General features: G+C 62.5%; 21 protein-coding genes. 11 read left to right on the plus strand and 10 right to left on the minus strand.

Features of this window, described 5'->3' with window-relative positions:
• Nucleotides 1-4 precede the first annotated feature (4 nt).
• Both INS80_RS11030 and INS80_RS11035 read left to right on the plus strand, forming a co-directional pair.
• The gene (locus tag INS80_RS11030) at nucleotides 5-2,368 is read left to right on the plus strand and encodes an ABC transporter permease (protein WP_192965686.1); all 2,364 of its coding nucleotides are present in this window, start codon (nucleotides 5-7) and stop codon (nucleotides 2,366-2,368) included.
• 7 nt (nucleotides 2,369-2,375) lie between these two features.
• A complete protein-coding gene (locus tag INS80_RS11035; RefSeq protein WP_192965687.1) occupies nucleotides 2,376-3,584 on the plus strand; it encodes an efflux RND transporter periplasmic adaptor subunit in 1,209 nt (402 codons plus the stop codon).
• A 6-nt stretch (nucleotides 3,585-3,590) separates the two neighbouring features.
• Here INS80_RS11035 and INS80_RS11040 read toward each other — a convergent pair whose 3' ends face one another.
• From INS80_RS11040 to INS80_RS11070, 7 genes are all read right to left on the minus strand, one after another.
• A complete protein-coding gene (locus INS80_RS11040) occupies nucleotides 3,591-5,087 on the minus strand; it encodes a class I adenylate-forming enzyme family protein (RefSeq protein WP_192965688.1) in 1,497 nt (498 codons plus the stop codon).
• A 54-nt stretch (nucleotides 5,088-5,141) separates the two neighbouring features.
• Nucleotides 5,142-5,573 carry a PaaI family thioesterase gene (locus tag INS80_RS11045; RefSeq protein ID WP_192965689.1) on the minus strand — a complete coding sequence of 144 codons (432 nt, stop codon included), beginning with the start codon at nucleotides 5,571-5,573 and terminating at the stop codon, nucleotides 5,142-5,144.
• 125 nt (nucleotides 5,574-5,698) lie between these two features.
• A complete protein-coding gene (locus INS80_RS11050; RefSeq protein WP_226892602.1) occupies nucleotides 5,699-6,523 on the minus strand; it encodes an IclR family transcriptional regulator in 825 nt (274 codons plus the stop codon).
• A gap of 17 nt (nucleotides 6,524-6,540) precedes the next feature.
• The gene (locus INS80_RS11055) at nucleotides 6,541-7,881 is read right to left on the minus strand and encodes a TRAP transporter large permease (protein WP_192965690.1); all 1,341 of its coding nucleotides are present in this window, start codon (nucleotides 7,879-7,881) and stop codon (nucleotides 6,541-6,543) included.
• Nucleotides 7,881-8,393, minus strand: a complete 513-nt coding sequence (locus INS80_RS11060; RefSeq protein ID WP_192965691.1) for a TRAP transporter small permease — start codon at nucleotides 8,391-8,393, stop codon at nucleotides 7,881-7,883. Before INS80_RS11060 ends, INS80_RS11055 begins: the two co-directional genes overlap by 1 nt.
• 124 nt (nucleotides 8,394-8,517) lie before the next feature.
• Nucleotides 8,518-9,579, minus strand: coding sequence for a C4-dicarboxylate TRAP transporter substrate-binding protein (locus INS80_RS11065; RefSeq protein ID WP_192965692.1), 1,062 nt, complete (start codon nucleotides 9,577-9,579; stop codon nucleotides 8,518-8,520).
• 211 nt (nucleotides 9,580-9,790) lie between these two features.
• On the minus strand, nucleotides 9,791-10,831 hold the full coding sequence (locus INS80_RS11070; protein ID WP_192965693.1) for an AraC family transcriptional regulator: 1,041 nt from the start codon (nucleotides 10,829-10,831) through the stop codon (nucleotides 9,791-9,793).
• A 180-nt stretch (nucleotides 10,832-11,011) separates the two neighbouring features.
• On the opposite strand from INS80_RS11070, the gene INS80_RS11075 reads away from it, so the two are divergent.
• Genes INS80_RS11075 through INS80_RS11085 form a run of 3 tightly spaced genes read left to right on the plus strand, consistent with a single transcriptional unit; the run spans nucleotide 11,012 to nucleotide 13,576 of the window.
• Nucleotides 11,012-11,788, plus strand: a complete 777-nt coding sequence (locus INS80_RS11075; protein WP_192965694.1) for an SDR family oxidoreductase — start codon at nucleotides 11,012-11,014, stop codon at nucleotides 11,786-11,788.
• 30 nt (nucleotides 11,789-11,818) lie between these two features.
• Nucleotides 11,819-13,054 carry a styrene monooxygenase/indole monooxygenase family protein gene (locus INS80_RS11080; RefSeq protein WP_192965695.1) on the plus strand — a complete coding sequence of 412 codons (1,236 nt, stop codon included), beginning with the start codon at nucleotides 11,819-11,821 and terminating at the stop codon, nucleotides 13,052-13,054.
• 3 nt (nucleotides 13,055-13,057) lie between these two features.
• Entirely contained in the window at nucleotides 13,058-13,576 is a 519-nt protein-coding gene (locus tag INS80_RS11085; RefSeq protein WP_192965696.1) for a flavin reductase family protein, read from the plus strand.
• 19 nt (nucleotides 13,577-13,595) lie between these two features.
• On the opposite strand, the gene INS80_RS11090 is transcribed toward INS80_RS11085, so the two are convergent.
• Nucleotides 13,596-14,531, minus strand: coding sequence for a 2-hydroxyacid dehydrogenase (locus tag INS80_RS11090; RefSeq protein ID WP_192965697.1), 936 nt, complete (start codon nucleotides 14,529-14,531; stop codon nucleotides 13,596-13,598).
• Nucleotides 14,532-14,655: 124 nt separating this feature from the next.
• Between INS80_RS11090 and INS80_RS11095 the strand changes: the two genes are divergently transcribed.
• Both INS80_RS11095 and INS80_RS11100 read left to right on the plus strand, forming a co-directional pair.
• Nucleotides 14,656-15,891, plus strand: a complete 1,236-nt coding sequence (locus INS80_RS11095; protein WP_192965698.1) for an acyl-CoA dehydrogenase family protein — start codon at nucleotides 14,656-14,658, stop codon at nucleotides 15,889-15,891.
• A 5-nt stretch (nucleotides 15,892-15,896) separates the two neighbouring features.
• A complete protein-coding gene (locus tag INS80_RS11100; RefSeq protein WP_192965699.1) occupies nucleotides 15,897-16,697 on the plus strand; it encodes a thioesterase family protein in 801 nt (266 codons plus the stop codon).
• A 302-nt stretch (nucleotides 16,698-16,999) separates the two neighbouring features.
• Here INS80_RS11100 and truA read toward each other — a convergent pair whose 3' ends face one another.
• Complete coding sequence (truA, locus tag INS80_RS11105) at nucleotides 17,000-17,779, minus strand: tRNA pseudouridine(38-40) synthase TruA (RefSeq protein WP_192965700.1); 780 nt, start codon at nucleotides 17,777-17,779, stop codon at nucleotides 17,000-17,002.
• 146 nt (nucleotides 17,780-17,925) lie between these two features.
• Here truA and INS80_RS11110 point away from each other — a divergent pair, with 146 nt between their 5' ends.
• The 4 genes from INS80_RS11110 (at nucleotide 17,926) to INS80_RS11125 (ending at nucleotide 21,862) form a co-directional block, all read left to right on the plus strand.
• Nucleotides 17,926-19,344: a YcjX family GTP-binding protein gene (locus INS80_RS11110; protein ID WP_192965701.1), complete on the plus strand. Its 1,419-nt coding sequence runs from the start codon at nucleotides 17,926-17,928 to the stop codon at nucleotides 19,342-19,344.
• Entirely contained in the window at nucleotides 19,341-19,823 is a 483-nt protein-coding gene (locus INS80_RS11115) for a GNAT family N-acetyltransferase (RefSeq protein ID WP_192965702.1), read from the plus strand. The genes INS80_RS11110 and INS80_RS11115 overlap by 4 nt, the downstream gene beginning before the upstream one ends.
• Entirely contained in the window at nucleotides 19,820-20,854 is a 1,035-nt protein-coding gene (locus tag INS80_RS11120; RefSeq protein ID WP_192965703.1) for a YcjF family protein, read from the plus strand. The genes INS80_RS11115 and INS80_RS11120 overlap by 4 nt, the downstream gene beginning before the upstream one ends.
• 294 nt (nucleotides 20,855-21,148) lie before the next feature.
• Nucleotides 21,149-21,862 (plus strand): VIT1/CCC1 transporter family protein, encoded by a 714-nt coding sequence (locus tag INS80_RS11125; RefSeq protein ID WP_192965704.1) that lies wholly within the window; start codon nucleotides 21,149-21,151, stop codon nucleotides 21,860-21,862.
• 153 nt (nucleotides 21,863-22,015) lie between these two features.
• On the opposite strand, the gene INS80_RS11130 is transcribed toward INS80_RS11125, so the two are convergent.
• Nucleotides 22,016-22,558, minus strand: a complete 543-nt coding sequence (locus INS80_RS11130; protein WP_192965705.1) for a hypothetical protein — start codon at nucleotides 22,556-22,558, stop codon at nucleotides 22,016-22,018.
• Between the last annotated feature and the right edge of the window lie 29 nt (nucleotides 22,559-22,587).

Consider the following 22,587-nt stretch of genomic DNA (forward strand, 5'->3'; position numbering starts at 1 on the left):
GGAGATGGAGGCGCTGGATCTCAAGCTCCTGCGCAGCTTTCGCCGCCTCTGGGCGCAGGCACTGGCGATTGCGCTGGTGCTGGCCTGCGGGGTGGCGATCCTTCTGATGGCCTTTGGCATGGAGCGGGCGCTTGGCGATACCCGTGATGCCTATTACGAGCGCAACCGTTTTGCCGATGTCTTTGCCAGGGCAACCCGAGTGCCCGATCACGAGATGGGCCGGATCCTGGCCATTGATGGCGTACGCGCGGGTGAAGCGCGCGTGGAGCACTACGCGATCCTCGATTTGCCGGGCAAGGTGGAGACTGTCACCGGACTGGTTCTGTCCTTGCCGGTGAATGGCGGGCCGGTGCTGAACGTGCCGCTGTTGCGATCAGGGCGCATGCCGGATGCCGATGCTTCGGACGAGGTTCTGCTCAACGAACCCTTTGCCGAGGCCAATGGCCTTGCGCTGGGCGACAGGTTCAGCGCCAATCTTGATGGCAACCGGCGTGAATTCCGTGTCACTGGCACCGTTTTGTCGCCCGAGTTCATCTATACGCTTGGTCCCGGCGCGCTGATGCCGGACAACGAAACCTTCGGTATTCTTTGGCTACCTGAGCGTGTGGCCGAGGCCGCGTTCGACATGCAGGGCGCCTTCAACAGCCTGTCGGTCAAGCTCGATCCCGCTGCCCGGGCCGAAGAGGTGATCGACCGCATCGACGACATACTCGCGCCCTATGGGGGACTTGGCGCCCATGGGCGGGATCTGCAGCTTTCGGACAGTTTCATCGACGCCGAGCTCAAGCAGCTGCGCAACACCGCCCTGATCCTGCCGCCGATCTTCTTTGGTATCACCGCCTTTCTGGTCAATATGGTGATCGGGCGGATCGTCCTTCTGGAGCGTAGCGAGATCGGACTTCTGAAGGCGCTGGGCTATTCCAACGCCGAGGTTTGCCTGCATTATCTGATGCTGGCGGGGCTGATCGCCTGCCTTGGCGTCTTGATCGGCTGGGCGGCGGGCAGTTGGCTGGCACGAGGTCTGGCGCAGATATATGCACAGTTCTACGAATTTCCCTATCTGATTTTCCGCACGCCGCTGGATGCCTACGGGCTTTCCGGGGTGTTGGCGCTGGCGACCGCAGGCCTTGGCGCGGCCCAAAGCGCACTGGCTGTGGCGCGTCTTGCTCCGGCGGTGGCCATGTCGCCGCCCGCGCCGCCCCGTTTCAAGCGCAATTTCATCGACCGTCTCCTGACCCGGCTCGGCCCCTCGCAGGCGGTGATGATGGTGCTGCGCAGCCTCGTACGCTGGCCGATCCGGTCCGGCCTCAGTATTCTGGGTCTGTCGCTTGCGGTCTCGGTGTTGGTGGCCTCCGGCTTTTTCCAGGACGCGCTCGATGAGATGGTAGAGACCTCATTCTATCAGGCCAATCGGCAGGACGCGGCGCTGATCTTCTCCCCCGAGATCCCCGAAACCGCCCTTGCGGATGTGGCCAACCTGCCGGGGGTGATCCGGGCCGAAGGGCAATTCTATCAGGCCGCAGTCTTGTGCAATGGCCACCTGAGCAAGGATGTTTCGATCGAGGCGCGGCGCCCCGGAGCCGATCTTGCCCGCATTCTGGACGCCGATGCTCGTGTGGTGGAGCCACCTGCCGGGGGTATACTGCTGTCGGAGCGGCTGGCGGACCAGCTGGCGGCGCAGCCCGGTGACATCATCGAGGTCGAGCTCAAAGGCGGGCGGAACGAGACGCATCAGGTGCGTGTCTCGGGCATCGTGCGTCAGTATTTCGGCCTTGGCGCCTATATGGAGCTGGACAGCCTCAGCGCGTTGCTGCGGCAGGCGCCGCGCGTGACCACGGCGCATTTGCGGCTGGATCAAAATTCCCTGCCCGAGCTGCATGCGCTCCTGAAGGAGACGCCCTCGCTGAGTGGTCTGTCGATGATGACCGAGATCCGACAGTCGTTTCGCGACACCATCCGCCAGAACGTCATCATCATGACCACCGTCTATAGCGTCATCGCGGTGCTGATCACGGTGGGGGTGGCCTATAACGGCGCCCGCATCCAGATGTCTGAGCGCGCGCGCGAGCTGGCCAGTCTGCGCATCCTCGGGTTCACGCGGGCGGAGGTCTCTTTCATTCTGGTGGGTGAAACCATGCTTCTGGCGCTTCTGGCGCAGCCGGTGGGGTGGCTGCTGGGGGCGGGGATTGCGGGGCTTCTGGCAGAAACCTCTGCCAATGATCTTTATTCGATACCATTGGTGCTGAAGCCTGCGGGCTTTGCCACGGCGAGCCTTGTGGTGCTGGGGGCGGCGCTGATTTCGGTGCTGGTGGTGCGGCGGCGGCTGGACAGGCTGGATCTGGTCCAGGTCATGAAAACGCGGGAGTAGATGAACGATGCTGAGAACACGCACAGTTGTCATGGCCGGATTGGCTTTGCTGGTGACAGGAACGCTGGGCTATGTTGCGATGCGCCCTGAACCGGTGGCGGTGGACCTGCACGAAATCGGGCGTGGACCTTTGCAGGTGACGGTCAATGCCGATGGAAAGACCCGCATCCGCGAGATCTATGATGTCTCAGCCCCGATCACGGGAACCGCGCAGCGCGCGCCGGTGCGGGTTGGGGATGCGGTGACAGAAGGCGAGACCGTGGTTGCCGTTCTGGAGCCTGCTGCCGCCACTCTCCTGGATGCGCGCAGTCGTAGCCAGGCCGAGGCCGCCGTGCGCGAGGCCGAAGCGGGGCTTGCGGTGGCGCGTAGCAAGATGCGCCAGGCCTCTGAAACGCTGACCCTGTCGGAAAGTGAATTCCGCCGCGCCGATACGCTGGTGCAGCGGGGGGTGGTGTCGAAAACCCGACTCGAGGAACTGGAGCAGCGGCTGCACATCGACCGCGCGGCGATGACTGCTGCGGTCTCGGCGCTGGAAATGGCTAAGGGTACGCTGGATCGTGCCCGCGCTGCATTGATCGAACCCGGCGCGCCGGGGGCGGGCAGCAGTTGCTGCCTGACCGTGATGGCGCCGATGTCGGGTCAGGTGCTGACGGTCGATGTGCTGAGTGAGCAGACGGTGCTGGCGGGCACCCGGCTGATTTCCCTTGGAGATCCCAGTGATCTTGAGATTGTCGCCGATCTTCTGTCCACGGATGCCGTGCGGCTGCAGGAGGGAGACAGGGCCATAGTCGAACGCTGGGGCGGCGATCAGGACCTCAGCGCCCGTGTGCGGCGGATCGAGCCTGCGGGCTATACCAAGGTGTCGGCCCTTGGCATCGAAGAGCAGCGCGTGGATGTGATCCTGGATCTGACCTCTCCGCCTGAGGATTACGCTGGGATGGGCGATGGCTTTGCCGTCTTCCTGCGCATCGTCGAATGGGAAAGCGATGATGTGCTCTCCGTCCCCTTGAGCGCGGTGTTTCGGCATGGCGCCGACTGGGCGGTTTTTGTCGAAGCGTCAGGTCTGGCGGAGCGCCGGATCATCACGCTTGGCCGCCGCAACGATCACAATGCCGAGGTGCTGGAGGGGCTGAACCCCGGTGATCGGGTGATCCTGCATCCTTCGGATCAGATAAGTGTTGGCACTCTGATCGAGCGACGCCCTGAAGAGATCTGACCGGGTCTATTCCAGGTCCTTGGCGAAGGTCTCGATCAGCTTGTGTTTGAGGATCTTGCCGGTCGGGGCGGCGGGCAGTTCCAGCGTCAGCACCACGTGCGAGGGGCGTTTGTAGGCCGACAGCCGATCCGCCACATGGGCCTTGAGCGTGGTCTCATCAGTGGCGTCCAGAGCCGTCACCTGCACAAAGGCCAGCACCTCTTCATTGCCATCCAGCTTGCGGCCCACAACGGCGCTTTGGACCACGGCGGGGTGATCGTTGAGCGCGGCCTCCACCTCTTGCGGGTAGACGTTGAAGCCAGAGCGAATGATGATCTCCTTGCTGCGGCCAACGATATGCAGGCGGCCCTGTTCGTCAAAGCGGCCAATGTCGCCGGTGCTGAGCCAGCCTTCAGCGTCGATGGTTGTACGAGTCGCTTCCGGGTTGCGGTAGTAGCCAACCATCACGTGTGGGCCGCGGGCCTCTATCTCACCGGTTTCGGCGCCTTCCTTGATGCGCACCTCGGTGCCGGGCAGGGCGGTGCCGACGCTGGTATCGGGATCGCCGATGGCATTTGTCGTGGCGGAAAGGCCGGCGGTGCATTCGGTCATGCCATAGCCGTTCTGCAGGGGCAGGCCATAAAAGGCCTCCGCCTCGCGCTTCCAGGCAGGATCCAGCGGAGCGGCGCCCGAAGAGACATAGCGCAGCGCTGCGCCTTCAAGTTTTGCAACGCCTTGCGCGCGGGCGTGCTGCATCAAGAGCGCGTGCATCTGCGGCACGGCGGGAAGAATGGTGACGCCATCCTGCAAGGCGTCGAACAGCGCCGCCGGAGAGAACCGCGCCTGCAGGCGCACAGCGGCACCTGCGCGGGTCGAGGCCACGATCATCGAAGCCAGGCCAAAGACATGGGTGATCGGAAGGCCGCCATAGACCTGATCGCCGGGCTTGATCCCGCGCAGATTGGCCGAGGCCAGCCCGGCAAAAAGAAGGTTCGCATGGCTCAGCATCACGCCCTTCGGATCGCCCGTGGTGCCGGTGGTATACAGCATAACTGCAATCTGCTCGGGACCTTGCTGCACTGGCTCGGGCGCGTTGTGTCCTGGCGTCACGATGGCGACCTGACCGTAAAGACCATAGCGGCTTTGCGCGCCGAGGCGCTTGGCATGGGCGGTTGCCTCACTCGAGGCGGCGGAGGTCAGCACAATGGCGCGGGGTTTGGCGTGGTCGGTCACACGGGTGATTTCATCGGCGCTCATCCGGGCATTGATTGGCACCGCCCAGGCATCGATGCAGCTGCAGGCAAAGAGGAAGGCGACGGTCGCGATAGAATTTTCCGAGACGATCAGCACCCGGTCGCCGGGCTGAACGCCTTCGGCCAGCAGGTCTGCCTTGGCCTCTTTGATGGATTGTTTCAGCTCGCCATAGGTGATGGGGCGCCCGTCGAAATCCAGAAAAGCAAGGGCATCGGGTGTCGTGGTTGCCCAGCGGCCGACTGTTTCGTGAATGCGGGTGTAGGTGGTCATGGCAAGTGTCCAGTCTTCATCAAATGTCGTACGAGGCGCTGTGTTTGCCCTGTCTTAGCTCTGTGGCAGCCGCTCGGTCGGAACGCGGCGGAAGACCCCGTTCGAGGTGGCGATCAGCGTGCCGTCTTCAGCCTCCAGCCGGGCCGCGATGAACAGCGTGCTGCGCCCGCCGCCGGTGATCAGCCCTGTTGCCGTTACCCGGCCGCTGCGTGCTGGCGCGATGAACTGCGTGGTCAGAGAGATCGTGAGGAAAGGTGCGCGGCCCGTTGGATCTACGCTCATCGATCCTGTGGCGCCGCTGGCGCTGTCCAGCATCGTTGTGGCGATACCGCCATGCAGCACCCCATGGCGGTTCAGGTGGCTGTCATTCAGATCCAGCCAGCACCGCGCGCCGCCGTCGCCTGCACTGTTGCTCACGTCCAGCACATAGCCGATGAGACGCTGCGGGCCGGTTTCACCTTGTATGATCAGATCTTGTGAGGACATCAGTTGCTCCTTTGGTCCTGCGGTGCCTGCGCCGAAGGGGCTGCGGGGCGCACAGTCGTTTTCGCGGCACCATAACAAGGGGCACTGATGTTTCAACTTATAAAATTAAATTCCACTATGTGGAATTAACCGCGTTGAACGAGGGCCGGACTTTTGCCGGTCATCCGCTCCAGGGTCCGCACCGCGGCCTGTAATTTCGGGCCGACCTCGGTCTCCATTCGTTCATGGGTCAGCATCTGTGGTGTTGCTCCACAGGTAAAGACGACAGGTTCGTCAAATTCGTGGCTGCGGAAGGGCACAGACACCGCATTTACGGTGCTGGCATAGCGCAGTCCCTTGCCCGCGATCACGAACCCGCGTGCCACGAGCTGGGAATAGGCCTCCTCGCGCAGGTCGCTGACCGTGACCTCGGCGCCCTCCACTTCGGGTCCGTAAGTGTCGAGATAGGCAGAGAACTCCCGGTCAGATTGGGCTGCCAGCTGCGCTTGTCCCGAAGACGAATGGGTGAGCGGAATGCGGTGGCCCACCTCGAGCCAGATCGATGACGCCTGATGCGGACGCCAAGTCTTGGTCAGGAGGATCTTCTGCTCGTCCCGGACCCCGATCAGCACCAGCGTGCCGGTCTCATCGGCCAGCGGCTGCATGATGTCCGTTGCCGTATCCACGAAAGAGACAGAGGCAGATGCCACGTTCCCCAGAGCCAGAAGGGCGGGCCCCGGCCGATAGCGATCATGCCGGTGCCCGTGCGACAGGTAACCCAGTGCCTGCAGCGTGAAGGTCAGCCGCGAGACGGTTGATTTGGGCAGGCCGGTACGCTCGGACAGTTCCTGATTGCTGAGCCCGTCGTCGCTGGGACGAAAGGCGCGCAGAACGCTCATCCCACGCGCCAGGGTGGTGGCAAACCGGCGATCCGTCGGAGCTTCGTTGGCCATGTCTGTGGTTCCCGTCATAGTTGGTTCAGACCGGATTACATCATTGAGTTCGGTAGAAGCAACGAAATCGCGGGGAAGACCATCAGAAGGATCAATACGATCACGTCCACGGACAAAAACCGTGCGATGCCCGCAAAGATCCGGTCGATAGGGGCATCCTTGCCGACCACATTGGCGATGACAAAGACATTGAGGCCGACGGGCGGGGTGATCAGGCCGATTTCCAGCAGCTTGATGACCACGACGCCGAACCAGATCAGGTCCATCCCGTAGGTCTCCACCAGCGGCACCATCAGCGGCAGTGTCAGCACCATGATCCCGATGGGGTCAAGAAACATGCCGAGCAGCAGGTAGATCAGCGCAATCGACAGCATCAGCCAGAATACGGAGAGCTCAGCCGCGGTGACGGTATCGACGATGGCCGGGGCCACGCCGGTCAGGGCGACAAAGGCAACAAAGATCTTGGCGCCCGCCGCAATGAAGAAGATCGAAGCGGTTTGCAGGCAGGTTTCGCGGAAGGCCTCCCAGATCGAGGTGAGCGTAAGCTTGCGCTGGGCGATGCCGATGAGCACGGCGGCGCTGAGGCAGACGGCGGCCGCTTCGGTTGCGGTGAAGATGCCGCCATAGATGCCACCGATGATTACCAGGAACAGCACCAGCGCGGGCCAGGCCAGAAGGGCGGCGCGGAACCGCTCGGCGTAGGTGATCTCGCTCGTGTCAACGGGGGCCGAGGCGGGATCGCGCTTGACCCAGATGAAGATTACCAGGACGAAGCCCGCCAGCGTCAGAAGGCCCGGCAGGATGCCCGCAACGAACAGTTTGTTGATCGAGGTCTCGGTAAAGATGCCGTAGATGATGAACAGAACGCTGGGCGGGATCAGCGATCCCAACGTGCCGCCCGCTGCGACCGATGCGGTAGCAAGGCGATTGTCATAGCCCATCCGCAGCATTTCCGGCGTGCAGATCCGCCCCATGGTCGAAGCGCAGGCGATCGACGATCCGGTGATGGCAGAAAACCCGCCACACCCCATGACCGATGCCATTGCAACGCCGCCCGGAACCGCTGACAGCCAGACCCGCGCCGCATAATAGATGCGGGTGGTGATATCGGCCTTGTAGGCGATATGCCCCAGCGCGATGAACAGCGGGATCATCGACAGATCGTAGGAGTGGATGAGGTCGAAGGAGTTGGAAAACACCATCGACGTGGTGGCCTTGAGCGCACGCTCGGGCATGAAGGTCCCTGTGCGGAAGGCGAAAATGCAAAAGGTGCCCACGGCGGCAACGCCCGCAAGGGTGAAACTGATCGGCACGCGCAGCGCCAGCAGGATAAGAACGGCGGCAAAGGCAATCAGCCCGATTGTTGAGGCGTCCATCAGTCCAAACCCTCGGCATGTTTATCGATAAAGCTGAAATCCCCTGCGCGGATCGCGCGAATATCCTGCACCACCAGCACCAGAAGGCGCAGCCAGCATAGGGAAATCCCAATCAGGAAAACGAGGCGCCCCGGCCATTTCGGCAGCTCCAGATCACCATAGAAGAACCCGCCCGAAGTGAAGGTATGAGAGAACTCTCGCCCGCCTGCATAGATCAGCGGCATCAGCGCAAACAGCCCCACGAGCGAGCCAAAGACCGCCAGCCAGGCCTGCGTCCGGTGCGGCAGTTTGGCGGCGATGAACTCCACAGCGATATGGCTGCGCGCGAGCGTTGCAGCGGCCAAAGGCAGAACGATGGCCGCGACCATCAGCTCCCGCACGATGACGATAGTGTCGGGCAGGGCAAAGTTGAACAGGGCGCGCGAAACCACGCTGGCCGTGATCAACAGTCCCAAGGCGATGACAGCGGCCACCGCAAGGTTCAAGAGGAAGCTCTCCAGCGCTTTCAGCATTGGTTTCTCTTATCTGTCAGGCGGTTGGTAAAAGAACAGGGGCGGCGCAAAGCCCGCCCCTGCAGGTGAGGTCCCCCTGGTGGCCAGGCCACCGGAGATGAGGAGGGGGGACCTCAAGTCTGGCTTAGCGCGTCCAGGGGTAGCCCTTGCTGTCACGCTCTTCGGTGTATTTGGCGATGAGACCGCGGTATTCCTCCAGCAGCGCCGCGCCGTCCATGCCGGATGCGTTCATCTGCTCGACCCAGGCGTCGATATACTTGGTCCCGGCGGCCACCAGCTGCGCGCGCTCTTCTTCGGGCAGGGTGATCACCTCGATGCCCTTTTCCTTCATGGTCTCGATGGCAGCATCGTTCGCGGTGGTGATCAGGCGGCCGAATTCATCCGCCATGCCACGGCCTGCATCCAGCAGCACCTGCTGTTGCTCGTCCGAGAGGCTGTCGAAGACGTCCTTGTTCATCAGGATGCCAAGGCCGCCGACCTGGCCCCAGTTCAGAAGCGTGTAGTTCTCCATCACTTCCTGCTGCTTCAGCGCGGTGACCGCATAGGAATAGCCCTGCGAGCAATCGAGCAGGCCGGTGTCCAGGCCCTGGTAGGCCTTGTAAATGCTCATGTTGACCATGTTGCCGCCCAGCTCACCGAAGACCTTGCCATAGGCGCCGGTGCCGCGGATTTTGCGATCCTTGATGTCTGCAACCGAGCGGATCGCGCCGCCGGTGCAACCGATGTGCACGGCTGAGGTGGTGAAGGTGCCGATGTAGACCAAGTTTTTCTTGGCCAGATCCTCGGCGATGATCGGGGAGGAGCGCATCAGCTCATCCGTGGCGCGCATGCCGACCCAGGCGTCCGGGTTGTCGAGCGGCAGGTCCGCGATGCCGTAGGATTGCATTTCTTGCGGATAGTAGACCGCGATCACCGTGCCCATGTCGGCAACGCCATCGCCGATGGACTGCACTGCGGCATTGGCCTTGAACAGGGCGCCGCCCCATTGCACGTCAATTTTCAGATCGCCGCCCGAGGTTTCGCCAACGGTATCGGCAAACCACTGCAGAGCGGCGGCACGCGCGCCGCGATTCGGGCCGGCTTCACCGTGGATCAGCGTGGTTTCAGCCGAGGCGACGCCTGCAAAGGCCATCAGTGCAGCAGGCAACAGGGCGGATTTCAGGCGCGATTTTATACGGATGTTCATGTCAGGTCCCCTCCCAGAGATATTCCACTATGCAGAATTAAGTTCCGATAATGGAAATTCTTGTCTGATCGACAACAGAAAGGCAACAGGATTCTTGCAGCGCGCCTACAAGAAGATGACGTAAGGGAAGGTTTTGCAGGTCAACATGGCGCCAGCAGGCAGGGTCGCAGTCTGGCTTTCACGTGGTGGAGCTATGGGTCGTGTGAGGCGGTCAGGCGAGGAAGTCGCGCGCGCGGGCGTTTTTCAGCGTTTCCTGCGGACTGCAGCCGTAGCGGGATTTGTAGTACTGCGAAAACCGGCCAAGGTGGGTCATGCCCCAGCGCTCGGCGATTTCGGTCACGCTCGCGTTTCGGCGGCCCTGCAAAAGATCCTCATGCGCCCGCTGTAAGCGTGTATTGCGGAGGTAGGCCATTGGCGCCGTGGACAGAAACCGTTTGAAGCCAATCTGAAGGTTGCGCGCACTCACCCCAGCGTAGGCGGCGATTTCCTCGATATCCAGGGGGCGGTCCAGATTGGCCAGCATATAGGCCTGCGCGCGGCGTACATGGCCGGGAATGATCGAGGAGGTTACCCGCCTCAACTGATCGGAATAGTTGTGACGGTGCGCCTCCAGAAGGCCGGTCATCACCGTGTTCTCCATGTAATGGGTCAGCAGGGTACCGGTGCTTGAGGATCCAAAGCCCTCAGTCGCCTCGGCGTCGTCAACCAGCATATGCGCCAGCCGCAGCAGGCGCGCGCCCGGTCCCTGCGACAGATCCAGCGCCCCGGTGAACGTGATCGGCTGGTCGGTGTTGAGGCCAAGATTCGCGTTGGCATGGGCATGCAGCGCCCGGCGGCTGATTTGCAGCAAGAGCTGCCTGCAACCTTCTTCCCAGATCATCGTTGTTTCCCGGTGCGGGTTGAGCACCGCTGCGCGCCCGGTGTCACTGGTGTAGCTGTCAGCTCCGTTGACAATGGCCGCGCTGCCGCTCAGCGGGATTTGTACCAGGTAGAATTGTTCAAGGCACCCCGGCGCGATTTGCGTCTTGGCGCCATATTCGATGTAGTTGAGAGACACCCGTTCGCCCGGCACATGGTGGTGGCGCGCCGCAAAGGACGCCTTGCCAATGGTGTGCAGCTCATGGGGACAGAAAATGCGGCCGACGGCCTCGCGGGCCTCGTCCAGATCATGCGTGCGGAACCGTGCAAACCGCGCAAGCGGCACTGCCGGTCCCCGGTCCGCGATATGCTGCGTGTTCTGCGGGGCTGGCATCTGTCGTCCTGTTGAACTGGCTGGACCATAGCATGGGTTCGCCGTTCCACATAGCGCGGCGCAGATTCCTTCGTTTTTCGGATAGTGGCTGCGTGATGCGGATAGCCGGGCGTAAAGGCTGCGGGAAACCTGTCTCACACAACACCCAAGAACCACACAAGAACGACAGGGACATGACAGATGAAGGGACTGGACGGCAAGGTTGCCATCATTCCGGGCGGCGCCACCAAGATCGGCGCGGCCATTGCACAGGCGTTTCGCGCGGCTGGCACCAAGGTGATGATCGCCGATATCAATGAAGAGGCAGGAAAGGCTTTGGCGGGTGACGGCATTGCATTTTGCAAGACGAACCTGCGCGACGATAATGACATCACCGCGCTGGTTGCGGCCACCAAGAAAGAATTCGGCCGCATCGATTTCCTGGTGAACGTCGCCTGCTCTTATCTGGATAACGGAGCAGAGTCGACGCGGGCCGAATGGCTCGAAAGTCTTGATGTGAACATCGTTGGCTCGGTGATGCTGATGCAGGCGGCGCGCGAAGAACTGGCCAAGAACCGCGGTGCCATCGTCAATTTCGGTTCGATCTCGGCACGTATCGCGCAAAAGGGGCGCTGGCTTTATCCGGTGTCCAAAGCGGCAATCCTGCAGCTCACCCGCAATCAGGCGATGGATCTGGCGCCCGATGGCATTCGCGTGAATGCGGTCAGCCCCGGATGGACCTGGTCCAACATCATGGACGAACTCACCGGTGGCGACCGGGAGAAGACCGACAATGTTGCTAAGCCCTTTCACCTCCTGGGGCGCACCGGCAACCCCGAGGAAGTCGCCAATTCCGTGCTGTTCCTCTGCTCGGACGAGGCAGGCTTCATCACCGGCACCGATATCCGCGTGGATGGCGGCTACACCGCCATGGGACCGGAACGCGACGAAGAAGCCATCGCCCAGCTGATGGCCTGAGCGCGCAACAAGAAACAGGGAGTAATGACAATGAGAAAGATCACCATCATAGGCGGCGGCCAGTCCGGCCTGCAACTGGGTCTTGGCCTTTTGAAGAACGGCTACAAGGTGCGCATCGTTCAGGATCGCACCGGCGAGGACATCAAGACGGGCCGCGTCATGTCCAGCCAATGCATGTTCGGCGAATCGGTGCAGAACGAGCGGGACCTTGGCATCGACTTCTGGACCGAGGACCAGTGCCCCCCGGTCGAGGGCATTTCCTTCGCGGTGCCGCATCCCGAACAGGCAGGCGCCAAGGCGATTGACTGGACCGGTAAACTCGATCGCTTTGCCTATTCCGTGGACCAGCGGGTCAAGATGCCGGTCTGGCTTGATGAATTCGAGCGCCTTGGCGGGCGGCTTGTGATCAAGGAGGCCGGGATCAGCGATCTGGAGCTTTATGCCCGCGAGGACGATTTGGTGCTGGTTGCCTCGGGCAAGGGTGAGGTCGGGCGTCTCTTTGAACGCGATGCCGAGAAATCTCCTTATGATGCGCCGATGCGGGCGCTGGCGCTGACCTACGTCAAGGGTATGACCCCGCGCGAGGAGCACTCCGCCGTCTGCTTCAACCTGATCCCCGGAGTGGGTGAGTATTTCGTCTTTCCGGCGCTGACCACAACGGGCCCTTGCGAGATCATGGTCTTTGAAGGCGTGCCAGGCGGGCCAATGGATTGCTGGGGCGATGTGAAATCCCCCGACCAGCATCTGGCAAAATCGAAAGAGATCCTGTCGACCTTCTTGCCCTGGGAGGCAGAGCGCTGCACGGATATCGAACTGACGGATGACAACGGCATCCTTGCGGGCCGTTTCCCGCCGACCGTGCGCAAACCGGTGGCAACGCTGCCATCGGGGGCCAAGGTGCTGGGGATTGGCGATGCGGTCTGTCTCAACGATCCGATCACCGGGCAGGGATCCAACAATGCCTCCAAGGCGGCGAAGGTCTATATGGACCGGATCCTGGCGCGGGAGGGGCAGCCCTTTGACGAGGCCTGGATGCAGGGCACTTTCAACGCCTATTGGGACTATGCGCAATGGGTGGTGAACTGGACCAACATGATGCTGCTGCCGCCGCCGCCCCATGTGCTGAATATCATGGGCACCGCCTGCGGCGAGCAGCGCCTGGCCAACCGCATCACCAACGGCTTTGACGATCCGCGCGATTTCTTCCCGTGGTTCGCTGATCCGCAGGCGGCCGAGGCCTACCTTGCAGACCTGCAGGCGGCCTGAGGCATGAGCATGTGCGTCGATCCGAGCGCCTTCCGGTCGGCCATGGCGCGGTTTCCGGGGGCGGTGACAGTGATCACTGCCCTGTCGGGACCAAAGGACGGATCAGAGAACGGGTCTGAACGCCGGGGCATCACCGCCACCGCCGTCTGCTCGGTCTCGGCCGATCCGCCCAGCCTTCTGGTCTGCGTCAACCGTGCCACCGGCACCCGCGCGGCGATCCATCAGACGGGGCGTTTCAACGTCAACCTGCTGGCGAAACCTGACGGGCTTCTGGCGCTCCAATTCGCGGGGCAGGGCGGGGTCACAGGCGAAGCAAAGTTCGCAGAAGGCGACTGGACAAGCGATGCGCGCGGCCTGCCGAGGCTGGCCTCGGCGCTCTTGTGCTTTTCCTGCGATGTGATCGAGGCGACCGAGGCAGGTAGCCACACGGTTTTCATCGGGCAGATCGTGGATATCGTTCAGGGCGAAGGCGAGCCGCTTCTATATGAACGCTCTGGTTTTCAGTGTCTCGCCCCGATCTGAAGCTGGGTTGCCGGGCGCGTCAGTAGCCGCGCGCCCGGTCCACTTCGTGCAAAAGCGTCTCGCCACTGCCAAGACGGCGCAGATTTTCCACCACATCCCCCAGCGCATCGCCAAGGTGCCAGCCCGACACATGCGGTGTGATGGTCACCGAAGGATGGCGCCAAAGCGGATCGTCTTTGGGCAGGGGTTCCTTGCACAGCACATCAAGTACCGCATGGCCCGGTGTGCCGCTGTCCAGCGCGGTAATCAGCGCGGCTTCATCGATCAGATCGCCGCGCCCGGCGTTGATCAAGACCGATCCGGGCTTCATGGCTGCCAGCATCTTTGCATCCATCAGACCGCGGGTGTCCGGCGTCGAAGGCAGGATCGCGCAGACATAGTCGCATTGGCCCAGCATTCGGGGCAGGGCATCGCTGCCGTGGTGGCAGGTGACGCCCTCGATGGCTTTCTCAGTGCGGCTCCAGCCGTGCGCCTGAAAGCCGAGGCGCGCCATCAGCCGCGCCGTCAGCCCGCCAATATGGCCCAGCCCCAGTACGCCCACGGTCGTCATATGCGTGCGCTTCGGTTCGACAGGATCCCAATCAGCATGGGTCTGCGCTTTGGCATGGTGCAAAAGGTTGCGCTGCTCGCGCAACACATAGGCCAGGCAGTATTCTGCGATTTCCCGCGCGGGTTCCTCGGGTTTGAGGCGCGCCACCCGCACATGAGGGGCCACGGTGGGGTGGTTCACGATGGTCTCGACCCCGGCGCCCAGTTTCTGCACGAGTTGCAGGTTCGGCAGGCGCGCAGCGATATCCGTCTTGAGGGTCGAGACCGCCAGCATGGTGATCTCATCGAGGTTGCCGGGGTCTGAGGCGGGGCGGATATCGGCTCCGGGGGCAAGCCTGCGCAGTTCTGCCGCCAAGTCCTCTTCGCTGTACCACCCGTTGTGTCCGATGCTGATGAGCAATGCCATTGCAACAGTGTCCTTCGTCTTTGTGCCGTACCGTCAGCCTGTTACGTTCCGTCACAGTGCTGGACAGTCTTTGCGCGACTAAGCCATGATTTCGACCAAAGCGAAAGCCGCAGGGAGGACGGTCATGGATATGAATTTCGGGATGCGGGAGGAAAACCGCAAACTGCTCGATCGGGTTGCAGCCATGGTGCGCGACGAGATCATGCCGCTGGAGGCCGAGTATCAGGCCGAAATCGGCAAGGAGGACCGCTGGGCCTATACGGCGCGGCAGGCCGAGATCCTCGAGGGGCTCAAGGCCAAGGCGAAATCCGAAGGTCTTTGGAATTTCTGGCTGACCGACAGCGACAAGGGCTTTGGCCTTACGACGGTTGAATATGCGCTCTTTGCCGAGGAAATGGGCAAGACGCCGCTCGGGGCAGAAGTGTTCAACTGCTCGGCGCCCGACACCGGCAACATGGAAGTTTTTGAGCGCTACGGCACCGAGAAGATGAAGCAGGAGTGGCTGGCACCGCTTCTGGAGGGTGAGATCCGCTCGGCCTATCTGATGACCGAGCCTGATGTGGCCTCGTCCGATGCGACCAACATCTGCATGTCCTGCGTGCGCGATGGCGATGACTATGTGCTGAACGGCGAGAAATGGTGGGCCTCGGGGGCCGGCGATCCACGCTGCAAGGTCTATATCGTCATGGTCAAGACCGGCGGCGACGATCTGCCCAAGCACAAGCGCCAGTCGATGATCGTGGTGCCCGCGGATGCGCCGGGCATCGAAATCCTGCGCCCGATGGAAGTCTATGGCCACGACGATGCACCGCATGGTCATATGCATATCCGTTTCACCAATGTGCGCGTGCCTGCCGAAAACCTGCTTCTGGGCGAAGGGCGCGGATTTGAAATCGCGCAAGGGCGCCTTGGGCCGGGACGGATCCACCACTGCATGCGGGCCATCGGTCAGGCCGAGGCGGCGCTTGAGCTTTTGTGCAAGCGCTCGCTTCAGCGCGAGGCCTTTGGCAAGAAGTTGGCCCAGCTGGGCGCCAACTACGACATCATCGCCGAATGTCGCATGGAGATCGAAATGGCGCGGCTGTTGTGCCTCAAGGCGGCCTGGTACATGGATCAGGGCGACAAGGTGGCGGCGGCCCCGTGGATCAGCCAGATCAAGGTGATCGCACCACGGGTGGCGCTCAAGGTGATCGACGAGGCGGTGCAGATGCATGGCGGGCAGGGGATCAGCCAGGATACGCCCCTCGGCATTGCCTGGACCCATGTGCGCACCCTGCGTCTCGCGGATGGGCCCGATGCGGTGCACCGGCGTCAGGTCGCTCGGGCCGAGTTGAAGAAGTACACGCAGGAAAAGGTCTGAGCCGCGTGGCAGATGCCCGCGCCGCGCCGCCGTTTTTCTCGCAGGACGCGCAAGGCGTTTTCGTCGGGAACGACTCGGCGCGCGGGCCCTGGTCGCCCGCGCACTGTCATGCCGGTCCCGTAACGGGGCTGGTCGCGCGGGCTGCTGAACAGGAGGTCGGGCCGGATAAGATGCTGACCCGGCTGACCCTTGATATCCTGCGGCCCTTGCCCTTGGCGGGCCTTGAGGTCTCTGCCGAGACGACGCGGCATACGCGCACCCTAGCGACCACCACGGTTTGGGTGCGAGATCTCGACGGCACGCTTTGCGTTCGGGCCAGCACCATGCATCTGGTGCGCAAGGATTTGGGAGAGGTGCCCACGGCGCCAGTGACCCCCTTGCGACGCGATGAGGCTGTGCCGGGTCAGTTTTTCCCCGACAGGGGCCCGCATCAGAAACCCTTTTTTGCCGACTTCATCGAAGTCGCTTATCCGCCGGGGTTCTCGGTGGGCGTCGGGCCAAAGACCATGTGGATGCGCACGCCGCAACTATTGGAAGGGGAGGCGCAGTCGCCTGTCCAGTCCATTTGTGCCTTGGCGGATTGCGGCAACGGGATTTCCTGGAACGCGCGCCCGTCGGAGATGGGGTTCATGAATACGGACCTGACGCTGCACGTCCACCGCGAGCCGCAAAGCGATTGGCTGGCCGCTGAGTCGATTTCACATTGGCATGGCACCGGTGTCGGCATGTCCCAATCTGTTTTGCATGACACCAAGGGCCCGATCGCCACGGCGCTGCAGACCCTTGTGTTGCATCCGCCCTCCTGACCGCGAACGGGTTCTCCCGCCCATTCGGAGCATTCTGGCGAATGCTGCTCATGCTTGGGCGTGGCGCCGCTGACGCGGCGCAGATCTGCTGGGGAAGCGGTTCAGGGGCAGGTCTGCCCCTGAACGCGCGAAGTCGATTTTAGTTGGGATTGCCGCCTCAAGGGTAAACCGCGCGTGCCGCGCGGCGGCGGTGCCGCCCTTGACCCGGCGGCTACAGAGGGACCGCGCCGCGCCAGCGGCGCCGGGCCCAAGGCTTTGTCTTGCATCCATGATGCGAGGAAAGGCGCGGGAGGGCTTGCGTTCTATGCGCGGTCTTCGGTGAACACCGGTTCCGGATAGCCCACGCGTGCAAGGTAGAGGCCGTGGCCCGGACACACAGGCCCGCAGGCCGCGCGGTTGCAGGCCTCAAGCGCGGACTTCACATCCTCGGGCGTCCAGCTGCCGGCGCCAACGCGCTCCAGTGTGCCGACAAAGCTGCGCACCTGGTTGTGCAGGAAGCTGCGGGCGCGCACGTGGAAATGTACTTCGGGGCCCGTGAAACCTTCCACCCTCTCGACGCGCAACTCGTCCAGCGTCTTGATCGGGCTTTGCGCCTGGCAGATCGACGAGCGGAAGGTGGTGAAGTCATGGTTTCCCAAAAGGTAGTCCGCTGCTGCCTGCATTGCCGCGACATCAAGATCATGGGATATCTGCCAGACCTGCCCGGCTTCATGGGTTGCCGGGGCGCGACGCATAAGAATGCGGAAGAGATACTGCCGCTCTACTGCAGAGAACCGCGCATGCCAGTCATCCGTGACCCGTGCGCAGGCCGTGATCGCAACCGGTGCCGGTTTGAGGTGATAGTTCAGCGCTTCGGACAGTCGGAAGGGATCCCAGTCTTTTGCAAGGTCGCAGTGGGCCACTTGTCCCAGTGCATGAACACCCGCATCGGTGCGCCCGGCGGCCGCGATGGTATGCTCGCCCGGTTCCAGCCGCTCCAGCGCAGCCTCGATCGCGCCCTGTACCGAGGGTTGATCCTTCTGCCTTTGCCATCCGGCAAAAGGGGCTCCGTGATATTCGACTTTCAAAGCATAGCGTGCCATGCCGGGGCAGTAGCGCGGGCCACAGTTCGAGGCAAGCCCCTTGCGGATGGCACGCCCTGCACTGGTATCGCCGCGACTTCCTGCCTATCTTGACTGTATCGGCGCAACGACCGAAGCAAGTGGCAGAGCAGAACAAAGGCAGGCGCGTGGTACTGACATCCCTAGCCGACAGCACGGCCCGCAGGGTAGAGGCCCTTGGCAGCAGCCTGTCCGAGGCCCTTTTCGAGCCTTCTTTGCGCCTTGGTGTGACGGGCCTGGCGCGGGCGGGCAAGACGGTCTTCATTACCTCCTTGGTCGCCAACCTGATGAACAGGGGGCGTATGCTGCAGCTTTCGGCGGCGCGGGAGGGGCGGATCGAGACGGCCTTTCTGCAGCCCCAGCCCGATGACACGGTGCCGCGCTTTGACTATGAAAACCACCTGGCAGCCCTGACCGGCCCCGAACCGAATTGGCCGGACAGTACGCGGGCGGTCTCGGAGCTGCGGCTGAGCCTCAAGGTACGGCCAACCGGTCTTTTGTCTGGTCTGCAGGGGCCGCGTGTGCTGCACCTTGATATCGTCGATTATCCGGGCGAATGGCTTTTGGATCTGTCCCTTCTGGACAAGAGTTATGAGGATTGGTCAGCAGAGGTTCTGGCGCGGATCGATGCACGCAGCCAAGCGCAGGGTTTTATGGCGGCGATTTCCTCTTGCGACGGCGATGCGCCCCATGATGAGCCACTGGCGCAGGCCGTTGCTGCGGCCTTTACCGAGTACCTGAAAGCAGCCCGTGAGGCGGGGTTTTACGACTGCACGCCCGGGCGGTTTCTACTGCCGGGGGATCTGGCGGGATCGCCGGTTTTGACCTTTGCGCCGGTGCGGGCCGGGCAGGCAAAGGCGCCGCGTGGCAGCCTGCGCCGCGAGATGGCGCGCCGCTATGAGGCTTACAAGACGCAGGTGGTGCGGCCCTTTTTCAGGGATCATTTCTCGCGCATTGACCGTCAGGTGGTGCTGGTGGATGCGCTGGGTGCCATTCACTCTGGCCCGCCCGCAGTCGAGGATCTGCGCCAGTCGATGGCGGATATCCTCGGCGCATTCCGACCCGGTCGCAATCGGTTTCTGACGCGGGTTCTGGGTGGCAAACGGGTAGAGAGGATCCTCTTTGCAGCCACAAAGGCGGATCATCTGCACCACGAGCAGCACCCGCAGTTGACTTCCATTATCGAGGCTTTGACCCGCGATGCGCAGGACCGGGCCCGTTTTGCCGGGGCGGAGACGGCGGCGCTCGCACTGGCCTCGATCCGGGCGACAACCGAAGAAATGCGCCGACACGAAGGGCGGGATCTTCCCTGCGTGCGCGGCACCCTGCTGGACAGTGGGAAACAGGCCGCCTTTTATCCTGGTGCCTTGCCTCAGGATCCGGGCAAACTGCTGGTCCCGGCGCGGCAAGGGGTCGAACGCTGGCTCGAAGGTGACTATCAGACCATGCGCTTTGCCCCGGCGACCCTTGATCTGAAACCCGGGGACGGCCCGCCCCACATTAGGTTGGATCGGGCTGCGGAGTTCCTGATCGGAGACCGGCTATGACTCCGACGCTGCGCCCCGCGCGATCAACGGATGCCGGACAAATGGGTGAGATCCTGCACCGCTTTACCCGCGAGACCACCTGGATGCCTGATCTTTATACAGGGGCAGAGGCTATTGCGTTTTGCGGTGTGATGATCGACCGGGGCTGGGTTACCGTGGCTGAAACCGATCAGGGCATCGTCGGGTTTCTGGCGCGGGATGGAGCTGAGATCTGCTCTCTTTATTTGGCGGCCGAGGCCTGCGGGCAGGGCATTGGAAAGCGGCTTTTGGATGCTGCAAAAGGGGAGGTCAGCAGGGCCGACCAAGCCCCACGCCTGAGCCTTTGGACCTTCCAGGCCAATAAGGGCGCGCAGCGGTTCTATCGGCGTGAAGGGTTTACCGAAGTCCGGCGCAGCGATGGAACCCGAAACGAAGAGGGGCTGCCGGATATCGAGTACGTCTGGCGGCCGCGTAGGGAAAAACTGGAGATGACGGCATGACCCAGGGTCCCGTGGTTTTCGATCTGGAGCACGACCCCCAGCCTGCACCCAAGGTGAGTGAGGCTGCGCCGGTGCCTGACATTGCACCTGCGGGCGGGAGCGATTCATCCCCTGTGGCGCTGGAGCAGGCCGTCTTGATCGCGGCGCGTCCCCGCTCGCGTCTGTCGCGGTGGTTCTGGGGGATACTCCTGTCGCTGTTTGGGGCAGCGGCCTCTCTCGCGGTTTGGGATTTCGCCACCTCCTTGGTCGCGCGCTTGCCGGTTCTGGGCTGGGCGGTGAGTGCGGGGCTGGTGGCCTTGCTGATTCTGGCGCTGATCATGCTGGTGCGGGAAGGGCTGGCACTGGCTCGGTTGCGCCGGGTGGATGATTTGCGCAGTCGCGCTGCGCAGGTGCGGACCGCAGCCGCGGTGAATATGAGCGCCGCGCGCGAGATTGAGGGCCAGATAAACGGGTTTTACGCCCATCGCAAAGATCTCAGCTGGCCGCGCGCGCGTCTGGCGGAGCGCAGCGGGGAGGTTATGGATGGTGACGCTGTTCTGGACCTTGTCGAAGAGGAGCTGCTGGCGCCGCTTGATGCCCGCGCGCTGGTAGAGGTTGAGGCCGCGGCCCGGCAGGTGGCGCTGGTGACGGCGCTGGTGCCGTTGGCGCTTGCTGATGTCGTGGTGGCGCTTTCGGCCTCGGTGCGGATGATCCGCCGCGTGGCCGAGATATACGGTGGCCGGTCTGGCCTTTTCAGTTCATGGCGGCTGATGCGGGCGGTTCTGGCGCATCTCGTTGCAACCGGAGCCGTGGCGGCAGGCGATGATATGCTCGAATCGGTTCTGGGAGGATCGGTGCTGTCCAAGTTGTCGCGCCGGTTTGGCGAGGGCGTGGTGAACGGTGCACTTTCGGCGAGGGTTGGCATCGCCGCGATGGAAGTATGCCGCCCGATGCCGTTTTCCGCAGGTCGGAAGCCTTCGACCCGAAAGGTGGTGCAAGGGGCGCTGTCCGGCTTGTTTTCCAAGCGAAAAACCGACCCGCAATCCAAGTAAACAAATTCCCAAAGAGAAAGAGGGTCGCTCTTGGCGCTGTTGCCCGGAATCTGGCTGTCCGACGACGACCTTGCCCGGTTGAGCCTGGTGCCGCTTGAGCGGTGCGCGTTGCGCCGCACAGGCCCCAAGGGCGCCAGGGGGAGATGGTGCGGGCGCCTCAACCGCGCTCAAACGCGCGCGGGAGCATCGGGAGCATCTGGGGGCTGGGATGCGCGCATTTGGTCTCTTGATCTGACGCAAGGCTGAGGAGGTGAAAGAGGCTAGTCTGGTGGGCATCAGGAAAGGACGCCCGCCATGGCAGAAGAACACGGCCACAGCCAGCAGGAAATCAGGGATCGTATCGGCTCGCCGCCGGGGCGCGGTGTGCTTCGAGACGTGGTCTATGGCGGCATCGATGGCTCGGTCACGACCTTTGCGATCGTGGCAGGCGTTGCGGGTGCGGGGCTGTCGCCTTTCGTGATCGTCGCACTTGGCCTTGCGAATGTGCTGGCCGATGGGTTTTCCATGGCAGCAGGCAACTACTCTGGAACCAAGGCCGAACTGGACGATATCCGGCGCCTGCGCCAGATCGAAAACCAGCATATCGATGCCCACCCAGATGGAGAGCGCAGCGAGGTGCGCGAAATCCTACGGCTTAAAGGGCTGAGTGGACGGGTTCTGGAAGAAGCCACCGATGAGATCTGCAAGAGCCGCGAGACTTGGATCGACCTGATGATGGAGGGGGAGTACGGCCTTTCTGGTGTCGATCCACGCCCGATGAAGGCGGCCTTGGCCACCTTTGCCGCTTTCCTGGTGGCAGGGATGGTGCCGCTGTTGCCTTTTCTGTTCGGGCTGGCGAATGCCTTTGCGATCTCGTCCTGGATGACCATGGCGTGCTTCTTTGCGATAGGTGCCTTCAAAAGCCGTTGGTCCCTTGCGCCCTGGTGGCGTTCGGGGGGGGAGACCCTGCTCATCGGCGGTGCGGCAGCTGCCATGGCCTATGGTGTGGGGATGTTGTTTCACGCCTGAAGGCGGTCACAAATGTTTCGCGCGCGAAACGTATTAAAATACTGTTTTAAAGTGTGAAAATCTGGTTTCAGCACCGTTCTCAGCGCGTGCTCGCCGAGGCCGGCACAGCAGCGGCCTCGGAGGTTTGCTTTCCAGGCGCAAGGCCCGGTGGCTCTATTTGAGCATGATTTGCGGAGGGTAGCCGTAGTTGTCCTGCGATTTGTCGCGCTCACTCGACATGCCCGCCAGAACAGCGGCCCCCAGCAGGCCACCACCCCATAGCATTTGTCCTGCTGCGTCTTGCTGGGCCTTGATCTGGGTTAGGTTGGCAACCTCGACGGTTTTTGTGACCGTGTCATCCCCATCCGTGCAGGTGATGGTCATCGGGGGGGTGGCACGGCCAAAGCTGGGCAAGTTCAATTTTGCTGGAGCTTTGATGCTTCCGGTGAAAGCGACACTTTTCAGCCTGCAGTCCGCTTCGGTCATCGGTGGGTTGGGATCATTGAGGTCGGTATTGGCAAAGCCGATCCGGGTAGTGGTTCCGGTTTCCAGCGGCAATTTCTTGCCCGCGGCCGTCAGAGAGATGTTCTTCGATACTGGCAGTTGTTCCGAGCTTTGCAACGTTTCTGCATAGGTTTGGCTGGGAGTTTGCTCGGAGGAACACGCGGAAACGGTGACGCTGACGGCAATCAGCGCTGGAAGAACGTATGATTTCACAAGAAGGCCCTGTCATAGTTGCATAGTTG

This window comes from Phycobacter azelaicus, from assembly GCF_014884385.1.
In the GTDB taxonomy this organism is placed as follows: domain Bacteria; phylum Pseudomonadota; class Alphaproteobacteria; order Rhodobacterales; family Rhodobacteraceae; genus Phycobacter; species Phycobacter azelaicus.